Here is a 12,338-nt window from a genome sequence, read left to right as displayed (position 1 = left end):
CGAGGCGGTGTGGGAACCGGGCCGGGGCTTCCAGACTCGAGCTGATCTTCGACCACGGACCGATCGGATGGCAAGCTTGATCAGCTCGAATCTCCCACGTGACGCCGCACAGGACCCGTTGCGGGTCGTCGGGCTCACGAAGTCCTACGGGCCCGCCGGCCAGGTGGTTGCCCTGGCCGGCGTCACGGCGTCCTTCGCGGCCGCGACGTTCACCGCGGTGATGGGGCCGTCCGGCTCCGGCAAGACCACGTTCCTGCAGTGCGCCTCCGGGCTCGACCGGCCCACGGCGGGGACCGTCTTCGTCGACGGCCGCGAGTTCCCGTACGGCAGCGAGGCGGCCGCCACCCGCTTCCGGCGCACCCGCATCGGGTTCGTCTTCCAGCAGTACAACCTGCTGCCGACGCTCACCGCCCTGCAGAACGTGGTGCTGCCGATGCGACTGGCCGGAAGACCGGTCCAGCGCAGGCAGTGCCTGGCCCTGCTCGACCAGGTCGGTCTGGGCGGCCACGCCGACCGCAGGCCGACCGAGCTGTCCGGCGGCCAACAGCAACGGGTGGCGATCGCCCGCGCGCTGGCGTCCAGGCCGTCGATCGTGTTCGCCGACGAGCCGACCGGCGCGCTCGACAGCGCCAGCGCGTCGGCGGTGCTCGCGCTGCTGCGCCGGGCGGTGGACGACTACGGCCAGACGGTCGTCATGGTGACGCACGATCCCATCGCGGCCGGGTTCGCCGACTCGGTGGTCTTCCTCGCCGACGGACGGATCGTCGGCACGCTGCAGGCGCCCACGGCGGCCGCGGTATCGGCGCAGATGGTCCGGCTCGACGCCGGCCGGCGCAGCGGCGGTCCGCGATGACGTTGCTCAGGCTCGCGTTCGGCTCGCTACGCTTCCGCCGAGGCGCCTTCATCGCGACATTCATCAACGTGTTCGCCGGCGCGACCGTACTCATGGCGTTCGCCTCGCTGCTCGACACCGCCCGGGGGGACGGTGTCTCCGCGGCCGACGCGTCATCGCTACGGACGATCGCCGGTGCGGTCGGTGGATGGGGCCTGGTCATCGTGGGGTTCGGCGTCGCCTCGACGACCAACCTGGCGGTTCGGCAACGGCAGGCCGAACTCGCACTGCTCAAAGCCGTCGGTGCCACACCGGGCCAGATCGGCCGCCTGATCATCGGCGAAGGGGTGGTCGTCGCGGTCGTGGCCGCCGCGCTCGGCGTCGTCCCCGCCTTTCTGATCGGCCGCGCGGTGCTGGTGGCGCTCAGCCGCACTGACCAGATCGCCCACGGCGTCGCCCATCAGATCGGACCCCTCGCCCTCGTGGCGGGGCTGTCGACGACGCTGCTCGCCTCGGTGGGCGCCACCGCGGTCATCGCCCGCTCGGCCGGGCGGGTCAGTGCCCGGGAGGCGTTGAGCCACGCCGCCGTCGAGAGCCGAGCGGTCGGTAGGGGTCGGGTGATCGCAGGTGGTGTCCTGCTCGCCGCAGGGGTGGGCTGCGCCCTGGCGATCGCGACCGCGCTCGAGGACGAAGGCTTCACGACGCTGAGCGTCGCCGGCCAGGCCTGTATCGCCTCGGCGATCGGGCTCGCGCTGCTCTCGCCGATCGTGCTGCGGGCGGTGGCCCTGCCGATCGAACTGGCGACGCGGCGGTCGGCCGCGGCGTCGGCGTACCTGGCGGTTGCGGCCGTGCGCGAGCGCACGAGACAGATCGCAGCCGTCACCATGCCGGTGATCGTCCTGACCGGCTTGGCCGTGGGAACCCTCTACATCCAGATGATCCAGAACGACGCGAACGCTGCCGAGGGCATCGCGGTCACCGTCGAGGACAGGGGAGTCCGGACACTGAACCTGATCATCATCGGCATGATCAGCCTGTTCGCGGCGGTCGTGCTCATCAACAACTGCGTCGCGAGCCTGCTGGCGCGACGGCAGGAGTTCGGCCTGGCCCGCAGGATCGGGGCCACGCCTGGACAACTCCTGCGGGCGGTCGCCTGGGAAACGACCATCGCCGCTACGTGCGGGCTGGTCCTCGGCACCCTCTCGGCCGCGATCGGCATCGCCGGGTTCGCGTACGGGCGTACCGGCGCGGTGAGTCCCGACCTCGACAGCACCCCGTACCTGGCCGTCGTCGCCCTCGTCATCGGGCTTACCTGCATCGCCAGCCTCCCGGCCGCCCGTCGGTCGCTGGCCGTACCCATGATCGACGCCGCCGGGCCGGCCCGCCGCTGACGGCGACCAGCACGGCACCCTCCGACATCCACACCTGCTGTTTAGGAGTCAAGGAATGACCAGGCACTCTCGGCGGGACATTCTGCGTTCGGCGGCGGCCATGACGGGCGGCGCCATCGCCGCCGGGGCCGGCGCCCTGCCGCTGATCGGCAGCACCGCCGCGGCGCAGACCGCCTCGCCGCACGCCACCCCACCCGTCCGCCGCTCGGGTCGGTACCCGTTCCTCGAGGGCGCGTTCGCACCGGTCCAGGAGGAGGTCACGGCCTTCGACCTGCCCGTCACTGGCCGGATTCCCCGTGAGCTGAACGGGCGCTACCTGCGCATCGGCCCCAACGTCCTCGGGCTGGAGGACCCCAGGGCGCACCACTGGATGCTCGGCGAGGGCATGGTCCACGGCGTGCGGCTGCGCGACGGCCGCGCCGAGTGGTACCGGAACCGGTGGGTCCGCTCCGCCGCCGTCGCCGCGAAGCTCGGCGAGCCGTACCCGTGGCCGGTGCCGGAACAGGACTACGCCTGCAACACGCACGTCATTGCGCACAACGGCCGGATCCTAACCCTGTTGGAGAGCGGTCCCCTGCCGTACGAGCTCGACGGGGAGCTGAACACCCTCGGCCCCTACGACTTCGGCGGGACCCTGAGCGGCGCGTTCACCGCGCACACCAAACTCGACGCACACGCGGGCGAACTGCACGCGATCACCTACAGCCCGATGTGGGACCACGTACGTCACCTCGTCGTGGACCCGGCCGGTCGCGTCGCCCGCAGCACCACGATCCCGGTGGCCGGCAGCCCCATGATGCACGACTTCGCGCTCACCCAACGGCACGTGGTCCTGTTCGACGTGCCCGTCACGTTCGATCCGGAGGCGGCCGCGGCGGGCCACCCCGTGCCCTACATCTGGAACGACCGGCATCCCGCCCGGGTCGGCGTGCTGCCTCGGGGCGGCGGCGACGTTCGCTGGTTCGACGCGCCGGCGGTGGTCGTGTACTCGCACACCCTCAACGCCTACGACCAGGGGACGTCGATCGTGGTGGACCTGACCACGTTCCCGGCGCCCTTCTACGCTGCCGGCCGGGGCTCCGGCGGCCCGGGGGCCACCGGCACGCCGTCGCTGGACCGATGGACGATCGACCTCGCCCGTGGCCGGGTCCGGATGAGCAGGATCGACGACCGGCCGCAGGAGTACCCACGGATCAACGATGCCCTGGTCTCCCGCCGCCACCGCTTCGGCTACTCGGCCGCGGCGGCCGAGATGTTCCAGGCGTACCTGGCCGTCGACGGCACGCCGCCGGACCGCGCGTTCCACAACGCGCTGATCAAGCACGACCTGCTGCGCGGCACCTCCGAGGTGCACCGCTTCCCCAAGGGGGCGGCAGCCAGCGAGCCGGTCTTCGTCCCGGCCCGCCACCCCGGCCCCGCAGCCGGGGAGCACCGGGCGGCCGAGGACGACGGGTACGCCCTGGCCTACGTGCACAACCCGGACCGCAACGCGTCGGACCTGGTGATCCTGGCGGCCCAGGACTTCACCGGCAAGCCGGTCGCCCGGGTCCAGCTTCCGGCCCGGGTGCCCCTCGGCTTCCACGGCAACTGGGTCCCCGACGCGTAACGGAACCACCCCTTCCCGACCGCCTCCGGCTCCACACCATCGGCCCCCGCCCGCGGACGATGGTGCGGAGCCGGCGCGGCCACCGCGGATCAGCCTCCGCGAACACCGGCGCCCGGTCGATGCCCGGTCGGGTCGGGCGGGCGGTGCAGATGTCTCTTCCTTCGTCACAATCCGGAGGTACCCGGTGAGTCTTGCCGGTCTCGGTGTCACCGCCGAGCAGGAACGTGTCTACCGATACTTCCTGCGCCGCCCACACGCGGACCTCGCGACGGCGGCCGCAGAGCTCGACATTCCTGGCCTGAGTGCGACAGTCGCCGAGCTGCGCACGCTCGGACTGATATCCGGCAGCCTGGTCGCGACCAAACCCGCGGTCGCGGTCGATCTGCTGGTACGCCGCCGCGTGGAACAGACGCAACGGCAACTGACCGAGCTGACCACCGCGTGGGACGTGCTCACCGAACTCGCTGAGGAGCACCGCAGCGGCAAGGCGGTCCACCTGGTTGAGCACATCCCCGACGGCCCCGGCGTCACCCAGCGCATGAACGCGGTGATGGCCGGCGCCCCGGAGGACTTCATGTACATGAAGCCGCTCGCGACGTACAGCAGCTCCCCCGGACCGCTGCACACCTTGCTCGCCGCCGGGTTACGCTGCCGCACGTTGTTTTCGGCGCAGGCCCTGCGCGATCCACGGCAGGCCCGTCACGCGAGGCTCTGGCATGCTCGCGGAGACCTCCACCGGGTCACCTCCGAGCCGGTGCGGCACCTGGCCATCGTCAACCGCAGCGTGGCGTTCGTCCAGGCCGATCCGGCCGGGCCGGAGGCCGGCGCGCTGCAGATTCGCCAACCCGGGCTCGTAGCCGTGCTCGTCGACGTGTACGAGGGCATGTGGAGCCGCGCCCGGGACGTCGACGACCGGCCCCTGTCCCCCGTCGAGCACCAGGTCCTGGATGCGCTGACCCGGTACGACACCGACGACGCCGCCGCACGGGCCCTGAACATCTCGGTTCGCAAGTTCCGGGCCCACGTCGCCGACCTGATGGCCCGCCTGGGCGCCAGGACCCGGTTCCAAGCCGCTCTGTACGCCAGAGACCGAGGCTGGCTGTAGCGGCGAGCCGGGTGGGCCACCGCGGCGACCGCGCCCTGCGCCGGGTCCTCGTGCCGGTCGGCGCCGGCGCTGTCGTGCCCCAGCTCGATCGAGGGCGGGTGACACGGGGAACGGTAGCGAGGTGGGACCGGTTCCGGTCCCGGCCCGACACCCGTCCGGCGCCCGGAGGCGAGACCGCGGCCCGGCCCGACGAGGAGATGCAGGATCCTGCAAATGATCTGCAGCCACTTCACCTGCCATGATCGCCTGTCGAGCTGCGACGCTCGACGCATGGATCGTCTAGATGTCATTGACACCTGCACCCGGCTGGTCTGGCACACCGACCGGCGAGAATGGGACCGCCTCACCGAAGTCCTCGCCGATCAGGTGACGCTGGACTACACCAGCCTGAACGGCGGGGAACCGGTCACGCTGACCCCGGCCGACATCGTGAACGCCTGGCGGAACACGCTCGGCGGTCTCGATGCCACCCAGCACCTGCTGGCCAACCATCTGGTCACGGTCGAGGGCGACGACGCCGTCTGCACGGCGGCATTTCAGGCCACCCACCGGAAGGCCAGCCCTCACGGGGCAGCACTGTGGACGCTGGGCGGCACCTACTCGTTCAACCTGACCCGCGACACGGACGGCTGGCGGATCACCGGGGTGGTCATGACGGCGCTGTGGGGCGACGGCAACCGGGGGTTGCTGCCATGAGAGCGCGCACGATTATCGCGGTGACAGCGGCCGTCGTCCTCGCGGGAGCCGCGATCGCAGTGATGAGCAGCGACCACATGCGGGCGGTCGCCGAAGACGCTGTCACGCCGCTGCCGGTCCCGACCGGATCGCAGGGACCTCTCGAGCCGGCCGCGCAACGCTACTTCGACGCGGTCTCCGCCAAGGACCCGGACGCCGTCGCGGCCGCGTTCGCGGCCGACGCGGTCGTCGTCGACGTCGGTCGCGAGATCCGTGGTCGCGACGCCATCCGCCGCTGGGCCGAGCGCGAGGTCGTCGGCGGCGTCTACACGCTGCTCGGCCACACCCCGCACCCGGACGGCGTCACCGTGCTGGTCCGCTTCCAGCCCGGCGGCGTCGGCGGCTTCCGCGCCAACTACCGCCTCACCGTGACCGACGGCCTGATCAGCCGGGCCGACCTTGAGTACGCCTGACGACCCCACGAGATCCAGGAGCAACACCATGAAGCACGAACGCGTAACCTTCGACAGCGACGGAGCCACTCTCGTCGGCAATCTCTACCTGCCCGACACGACCGCCGGGCCGGTGCCCGGCGTGGTGGTGGCCGGCACCTGGACCAGCGTCAAGGAGCTGATGGCCGACCGGTACGCCCAACGCCTGGCCGGCTACGGCTACGCGGCGCTGTCGTTCGACTTCACCGGCTTCGGCGAGTCCGAAGGCGAGCCCCGCGATGTGGAGAACCCCGCGCGGAAGGTCGCCGACATCCACCACGCGCTCACCTTCCTGGCCGCACATCCGGCCGTCGACCGCGACCGGCTCGCCGAACTCGGCATCTGCGCCGCGGCCATGTACATGGCCGACAACGCCGCCCACGACCCGCGGGTCAAGGCCCTCGCCCTGGTCGCCCCATGGCTCCATGACGCGACGATCTGCGAAGCCACCTACGGCGGAGCTGACGCCGTCGCCGCCAGGATCACGACGGGCCGTGAGGCCCGCGCCCGATACGACGAAACCGGCGAGGTCGACTACGTCCCGGTCGTCAGCACCACCGACCCGCGGGCGGCGATGCCCTACGACATCGACTTCTACCTCAATCCGGCCCGCGGTGGCGTCCCGGCCTGGCCCAACCGATTCGCCGTCATGGCCTGGCCGGACTGGCTCACCTACGACGCCATCAGCCTCGCGCCGCAGATCACCCAACCGACCGTTATCGTCCACAGCACGGATGCCGCCATCCCGGAGGGCGCCAGCCGGTTCCACGCCAGCCTCGCCGGCCCCAAGGACATCCTCTGGAGCCAGGGCACCCAGTTCGACTTCTACGACCAGGAGCCACAGGTGACCACCGCCACCGACACCGTCGCCGCTCACCTGCGCCGGCACCTGCACCACTAGACCCTCACGTGCGGCCCCGGGAACCACACCCGGGGCCCCCTACCGTCCAGGAGCAACCGCTGACCACCAGACGAGCACTGTCCATCGGGCCCCCGACATCCGCACCGCACGCCGAACGCGGCCGCCTGGACGTGCGGTCCGTCAGTCGGGGCCGTCGTGGAGCGTCCCGCGGCGCACAGGGTGCGCCTGCGACGCGCGCCGACGAGCCGCCCATCCCCCTCAGCTGCCACGTCAACGCGGCTGTCCGACCGCCCGGGACAGCGTGGGCCGCGCATCCGCGGGCAGCGGGTCGGCGCGCACGTCCACGAGTTCCACCGACCGACAAGACCGCGATGTTCCGACGAGCTGGCTGTCGACACGGCGCCGGGCACAGCTGGGGGGAAGAATGACCGACGAGGCCAATGGCGCGGCCAACGAGGCGGCGTTCATGTCCGCGCTGGTCACCGAGCACTTCGTGTTGCAGTCCGCGGCCAGCACCACGGTCAGCGAAGCCGCCGGCCGCGCCTCGCTGTTCACCGTCACCCTTTCCAGCTCCCTGGTCGCGCTGGGTTTCGTCGCCCAGTCCGGGACGCTGCTGGTGCCGTTCGTGGCCACGACCATTCCCGTCATCGTCATGCTCGGCGTCTTCACCGTCGTACGGTTGGTGGACACCGGCGTGCAGAACGTGCAACTGCTGGCGAAGATCGCGAACATCCGGGCGTACTACCGGACACTCAGCCCCCAGGCCCCGGCGTTCTTCGCGCCGTGGGGCGCCACCGGCGCGGACGGCGCCACCGAGGCCCTCGCCACGCTCGGGGTACGACGAAGCTGGCGGACGGGCTTGTTCACCATGGCCAGCATGGTTGCCGCTGTCAACAGCTTCGTTGCCGGCGTCGGCGTGGCCCTGGCCTGGGTGTGGATCACCGATAGGGCACAGACGTTGGTTGCGCTTCCGCTGGGGCTGCTGGCGGCGATCGCAGGCATGAGCGGGTTCCTGCTGTATCAGGACCGCCGCTACAAGGCGTTGGAAGCCGGGCTGTCATGAGCCATCGGACCGAGAGAGGAACCATGCGCGCCGTCGTGATCCAGCGGTTGGGTCCGCCCGAGTTGCTACAGGTACGTGACCTGCCGACTCCCACACCTGGCGAAGGTGAGGTCCTGGTCCGGGTGCACGCTGCCGGCATCAACGCCATCGACTGGCTCACTCGCGCCGGCCAGGGCGTCGCCGTGTCGCGGTTCCCGGCCGTACTGGGCTGGGACGTCTCCGGCGTGGTCACCGCCGCCGGAGCGGGGGTCACCGGACTGCCGGTGGGCAGCGAGGTCTTCGGTATGGGCGGCTTTCCCCGCCTGATCGGCGGGTACGCGCAGTACGCCGTCGTGGCCGCGGACGCACTGGCCCGCAAGCCGGAAGGCACCGACCACGCCACCGCGGCTGCCACCCCGATGCCGGCGCTGACCGCCTGGCAGAGCATCGTCACCCACGCCCGGGTCACCGCCGGCCAGCGCGTGCTGGTCCACGGCGCCGCCGGCGGGGTCGGCCACCTGGCCGTGCAACTCGCCGCGGCAGCAGGCGCCCACGTCATCGGCACCGCCTCCGCCCGCAACCATGACCTGGTCAGCGCACTGGGCGCCAGCGAGGTCGTCGACTACACCCGTCAACCGGTGGAGACGGTCGTTCGGGACGCCGATGTGGTGGTCGACCCGATCGGCGGCGACGTCGCGGTCGGGCTGCTGGCCACGCTGCGTCCCGGCGGTCTCCTGGTCACCCTCAAGGGCCGAAGTCCTCGGCTGGAATCCGCGGCCGCCCAGCGTGGCGTCCGGCTGGCCCACACCTACGTGACCCCCGACGGCGCCGCGATGGCCCAGGTGGCGCAACTGCTGGGCGACGGACGATTGCGGATCGAGGTGCAGCAGGTGTTCCCCCTCGAGCAGGCGGCCACCGCACACGCCGTCGGCGAGCGCGGCCATGTCCGCGGCCGGCTCGTCCTGGACACCCTGGACGCCTGACGACGCACCGATCTCGGCGACGGCCCGCGCCTGGTGGTCCAGTGCCGGTGCGTCGGTCTACCAGGGCACGGGTCGCTGATCCCGGTAGAAGCCGCCGGTCGGTCCGCTGTCGGGCAGGGTGGCGGCCCACACGATGCCGGCCGCCCCGTCGGTCACCGGGCGGCCGCCCGGGCCACCCATGTCGGTGGCGACCCAGCCGGGACAGACAGCGTTCACCAGGATGCCGTCGCCGCGCAGTTCGGCGGCGAGCATCCGGGTGAGCGCGTTCAGCCCCGCCTTGGACAGCTTGTACGCGGGGGTGCCACCCCCCATGCTCGCCAGGGAGCCGGCCTCGCTCGAAACGTTGACGACACGGCCGTGACCGCTGGCGCGCAGCATCGGAAGCAGCGCCTGGGTGAGCGACCAGGCGCCGAACAGGTTGGTCTCCAGGGCGACGCGGACCGCGTCGAGATCGGCACTACTCGCGTCGGCCCAGGTGTCGTACGAGATGGCAGCGTTGTTGACCAGCACGTCGAGCCGTCCGTACCGGTCCCCGATGACGGCGGCGAGGGCGGTCGCGGCGGCGGGATCGGTCACGTCCAGCCGGTACGGGACGACTGTGCCGCCCGTGGCGGCCAGTTCGTCGGCGGCCGCAGCGGCCTTGTTCGCGTCCCGGGCGGTGAGCAGGACGGTGTCGCCCCGGGCGGCGAGCTGGCGGGCCACCTCCTTGCCGATGCCCCGGTTGGCGCCGGTGACCACGGCAACCCGCTCGGACACGGCGTTCCTCCTCATCCTCCGGTTCCCCTCCGGCCATGATCGTCCGGATTCGCGATCCACTCAAGATCCGCCACCCGGATCACCCGCTCAGGGCTGCCTGACGAGACACTGGGCGCACCGGCTCGCTCGCCTACACGTACGCGATGAGCCGTCCACAGGCCACGACGGCGGTCCAGGCCGCGAGGGAGATCCCGGCGGCGGCGCGGGCCGCTGTCGGGCTGCCGCCGGTCTCCCAGCGCCGCACGCTCCGGTAGATCCCCAGGTTGAACACGAGGACGTTCACACCGGCCACCGCCAGCAGGACGATCTTCAGCTGGAAGGCCGGGTTGCCGGCGAACTCGTTCGCGCCCGTGACGAACATCAGCGCGCCCGACAGAGCAGCGACGCTGAAACCGATCCGGGCCAGCGGCAGCAGGCGCGCGGCCGCCTGCCGCACGGGAAGCGCACGGCCCGCGCCGAGCAGCCGCAGGTCGAACAGTACGGCTGGGCCAACCAGCAGGGCCAACCCCAGCAGGTGGACGATCTCCAGGGCCGGGTAGGCCCACATGCTGCTCCGGATCGCCTCGGTCAGCGCGGTACGCTCCAGCCAGCCCAGCACGGCGGATCTCCTCCTGGTCAGCGTGGGCGGGGCTGGTGCCCCGTGCCCCGCGGTCCGTCACCGGTTTCGCGCCGCGTGGCGCCGCCGCCCCAGCAGATGCACTCCGATGGCGGCCGGAATGATGCCGACGATCAACGCCAACAACGGCCATCCTGCGGGGACGTCGCCCGGGGCGCCGTTGCCGGCGGTGTCGGCACCGTCCGGGCTGCCGCCCGCGCCGTCGGCGTCGGAACCGCCGGCCGTGTCCGCGGCGGGCAGCGGTACAGACCGTTGCCGGATCGCCCGTCCGTCCTCCCGGATCAACAGCTCGGGCCGGAACTCCGCGCCACCGTCGCGGGCGAGGTATCCCACCGCCTGCAGATGCTCGCCGACGCGGGTACGGTCGGCCATGCCCCACGCCTCGAGGCGGGACGGCGGTGCGAGCACCAGGGTGACCCGCCGGCCGCCCTCCAGCGCACGGGTCCGGCGCAGGACATCGCGGCCGCCGAGCTCCTCCAGCTCGGAGGGAATGGCCCGGCCTGCCAGGTCGGCGGGGAGATCGATGGTGGCGGGAAGGTCCAGCCGGACCTCGGGGTGTGGGTTGCCCCACCGGACGTCCGTCACCGTTCCGTTCAGATAGAACGGCCGGCCGGTCTCGAACTCCTGCCAGCCGTGATGGGCGTGTGCGGGGCCGACCGGCCCGACCGCGAGGGCCAGACAGCCCAGTAGCGCGGCGAGGATCGCCCGAACCAGCACCGCTGCCCGGCTCCCGGGGCGTGTCCGACCGGTGGGTCCGGGGCGTCGACGGGTCGACATGCCTTTCCTTTCGTGGTGGGGAGGGGACCGTGGACGGGAGGGCTAGGCGGTTGAGCGGTGCATCGGAACTCCTCTCGCCAGGGCTGAATCGCCCTGCGGCACCGATGCTGCCCGGTGGCGGCAGGATCAAGACGTTCGATAGCGGCGACCGGAGCCATTGATATTCTCTGGATATCGGCGCGTCACAGCATCAGGTCGCGGCCGTTCGGAAGGTGGTGACAGGGGTGGAGCTGCGGCATCTGCGTTACTTCCTCGCAGTGGCGGAACACCTGCACTTCGGCAGGGCGGCCGAGGCCCTGGGCATCCGGCAGCCGCCGTTGAGCCAGCAGATCCGGGCCCTGGAGGAGGAGTTGGGCGTGCCGCTGTTCGAGCGCAGCAGCCGGCACGTGGCACTCACCGCGGCGGGCGAGGCGTTCCGGGACGACGCGCGGCTGTCGCTCGCCCACGCCGAGGCCGCGCGGCTGGCAGCCCGACGTGTCGGGCGCGGAGACACGGGCGAGGTCGCCCTCGGGTACGTCGGCTCGGCGACCCTGACCCTGCTGCCGCAGATCCTGCGCCGGTTTCGTGACCGGTATCCCGACGTCGCCCTCGCTCTGCGGGAGCTGACCACCACCGAACAGGCGCGGGCGCTGCGGGCCGGGAACCTGGACGTCGGGCTGCTCCGGCCGCCACTTGCCGACGCGGACGCCGAGGCGCTGCGTGTCGAACCAGTCGGCGCGGAACGCCTGATCGCGGCCCTGCCCGCCGGGCACCCGCTGGCCCACAGGCGCACCCTGAACGTCCGCGACCTCGCCGGCCAGCCCTTCGTGCTGTCACCCAGGGAACTGGGGCCGGGGCTGCACGACCAGATCCTCGACTACTGTCGGCGGGCCGGCTTCACCCCACGCGTGACCCAGGAGGCGGTACAGATGCAGAGCATCGTCGCGCTGGTCGGCGGCGGACTCGGCGTGTCCCTGGTGCCCGCCTCGGTGAGCCGCCTCCGTCGCGCCGATGTCGTCTACCGCCCGCTGCAACCCGCCACCCGGGTCGTACACCTCGCCGCGGCTCGCAGGCACAGCGATGGCAGACCCACCACAATCAACCTGATGGCGCTCACGCGCGACCTGGCGAACGCGCGACTCCCCGCCGCCTGATCCCGGCCAACCACCGCCGGAGCCGAACAACCAGAATCAGCATCGTCGAGCATCGGCCAGCACACCTGC

Annotated in this window: 13 protein-coding genes; 10 read left to right on the top strand and 3 right to left on the bottom strand. The window is 71.8% G+C overall.

Annotation, left to right across the window (positions count from 1 at the left end; genetic code table 11):
* Positions 1-67 precede the first annotated feature (67 nt).
* The 9 genes from ACGF7U_RS28650 to ACGF7U_RS28610 all read left to right on the top strand — a co-directional run bounded on the left by ACGF7U_RS28650 (position 68) and on the right by ACGF7U_RS28610 (position 8,987).
* Entirely contained in the window at positions 68-853 is a 786-nt protein-coding gene (locus ACGF7U_RS28650) for an ABC transporter ATP-binding protein (protein ID WP_393111899.1), read from the top strand.
* Positions 850-2,223 carry an FtsX-like permease family protein gene (locus ACGF7U_RS28645; protein ID WP_393111897.1) on the top strand — a complete coding sequence of 458 codons (1,374 nt, stop codon included), beginning with the start codon at positions 850-852 and terminating at the stop codon, positions 2,221-2,223. Before ACGF7U_RS28650 ends, ACGF7U_RS28645 begins: the two co-directional genes overlap by 4 nt.
* A gap of 55 nt (positions 2,224-2,278) precedes the next feature.
* Positions 2,279-3,829 (top strand): carotenoid oxygenase family protein, encoded by a 1,551-nt coding sequence (locus tag ACGF7U_RS28640; protein ID WP_393111895.1) that lies wholly within the window; start codon positions 2,279-2,281, stop codon positions 3,827-3,829.
* 184 nt (positions 3,830-4,013) lie between these two features.
* Complete coding sequence (locus tag ACGF7U_RS28635) at positions 4,014-4,934, top strand: hypothetical protein (protein WP_393111893.1); 921 nt, start codon at positions 4,014-4,016, stop codon at positions 4,932-4,934.
* Between the two features lie 270 nt (positions 4,935-5,204).
* Complete coding sequence (locus ACGF7U_RS28630) at positions 5,205-5,630, top strand: nuclear transport factor 2 family protein (protein ID WP_393111891.1); 426 nt, start codon at positions 5,205-5,207, stop codon at positions 5,628-5,630.
* Positions 5,631-5,650: 20 nt separating this feature from the next.
* Entirely contained in the window at positions 5,651-6,082 is a 432-nt protein-coding gene (locus ACGF7U_RS28625) for a nuclear transport factor 2 family protein (protein ID WP_393111889.1), read from the top strand.
* A gap of 28 nt (positions 6,083-6,110) precedes the next feature.
* A complete protein-coding gene (locus tag ACGF7U_RS28620) occupies positions 6,111-7,001 on the top strand; it encodes an alpha/beta hydrolase (RefSeq protein WP_393111887.1) in 891 nt (296 codons plus the stop codon).
* Between the two features lie 385 nt (positions 7,002-7,386).
* Entirely contained in the window at positions 7,387-8,025 is a 639-nt protein-coding gene (locus ACGF7U_RS28615) for a hypothetical protein (RefSeq protein ID WP_393111885.1), read from the top strand.
* Between the two features lie 23 nt (positions 8,026-8,048).
* Positions 8,049-8,987 (top strand): NADP-dependent oxidoreductase, encoded by a 939-nt coding sequence (locus tag ACGF7U_RS28610; protein WP_393111883.1) that lies wholly within the window; start codon positions 8,049-8,051, stop codon positions 8,985-8,987.
* A 57-nt stretch (positions 8,988-9,044) separates the two neighbouring features.
* Here the strand turns inward: ACGF7U_RS28610 and ACGF7U_RS28605 are convergent, their stop codons facing one another.
* The 3 genes from ACGF7U_RS28605 to ACGF7U_RS28595 all read right to left on the bottom strand — a co-directional run bounded on the left by ACGF7U_RS28605 (position 9,045) and on the right by ACGF7U_RS28595 (position 11,076).
* Complete coding sequence (locus ACGF7U_RS28605; RefSeq protein ID WP_393111881.1) at positions 9,045-9,743, bottom strand: SDR family NAD(P)-dependent oxidoreductase; 699 nt, start codon at positions 9,741-9,743, stop codon at positions 9,045-9,047.
* A gap of 130 nt (positions 9,744-9,873) precedes the next feature.
* Positions 9,874-10,341 (bottom strand): hypothetical protein, encoded by a 468-nt coding sequence (locus ACGF7U_RS28600; protein ID WP_393111879.1) that lies wholly within the window; start codon positions 10,339-10,341, stop codon positions 9,874-9,876.
* Positions 10,342-10,398: 57 nt separating this feature from the next.
* A complete protein-coding gene (locus tag ACGF7U_RS28595) occupies positions 10,399-11,076 on the bottom strand; it encodes a DUF6152 family protein (RefSeq protein WP_393111877.1) in 678 nt (225 codons plus the stop codon).
* Positions 11,077-11,360: 284 nt separating this feature from the next.
* Between ACGF7U_RS28595 and ACGF7U_RS28590 the strand changes: the two genes are divergently transcribed.
* A complete protein-coding gene (locus tag ACGF7U_RS28590; protein WP_393111875.1) occupies positions 11,361-12,269 on the top strand; it encodes a LysR family transcriptional regulator in 909 nt (302 codons plus the stop codon).
* The last annotated feature ends 69 nt before the right edge of the window (positions 12,270-12,338 follow it).

It is taken from the genome of Micromonospora sp. NPDC047670, assembly GCF_043204915.1.
GTDB lineage: Bacteria > Actinomycetota > Actinomycetes > Mycobacteriales > Micromonosporaceae > Micromonospora.
The sequence above is the reverse complement of the archived record's forward strand: the minus strand, read 5'-3'. Positions and strand labels throughout refer to the sequence as shown.

Bases quoted from the DNA above. Each gene is read 5' to 3' on its own strand.
- ACGF7U_RS28650 (WP_393111899.1), top strand. From the start codon at position 68: ATGGCAAGCTTGATCAGCTCGAATCTCCCACGTGACGCCGCACAGGAC.
- ACGF7U_RS28645 (WP_393111897.1), top strand. From the start codon at position 850: ATGACGTTGCTCAGGCTCGCGTTCGGCTCGCTACGCTTCCGCCGAGGC.
- ACGF7U_RS28640 (WP_393111895.1), top strand. From the start codon at position 2,279: ATGACCAGGCACTCTCGGCGGGACATTCTGCGTTCGGCGGCGGCCATG.
- ACGF7U_RS28630 (WP_393111891.1), top strand. From the start codon at position 5,205: ATGGATCGTCTAGATGTCATTGACACCTGCACCCGGCTGGTCTGGCAC.
- ACGF7U_RS28620 (WP_393111887.1), top strand. From the start codon at position 6,111: ATGAAGCACGAACGCGTAACCTTCGACAGCGACGGAGCCACTCTCGTC.
- ACGF7U_RS28615 (WP_393111885.1), top strand. From the start codon at position 7,387: ATGACCGACGAGGCCAATGGCGCGGCCAACGAGGCGGCGTTCATGTCC.
- ACGF7U_RS28610 (WP_393111883.1), top strand. From the start codon at position 8,049: ATGCGCGCCGTCGTGATCCAGCGGTTGGGTCCGCCCGAGTTGCTACAG.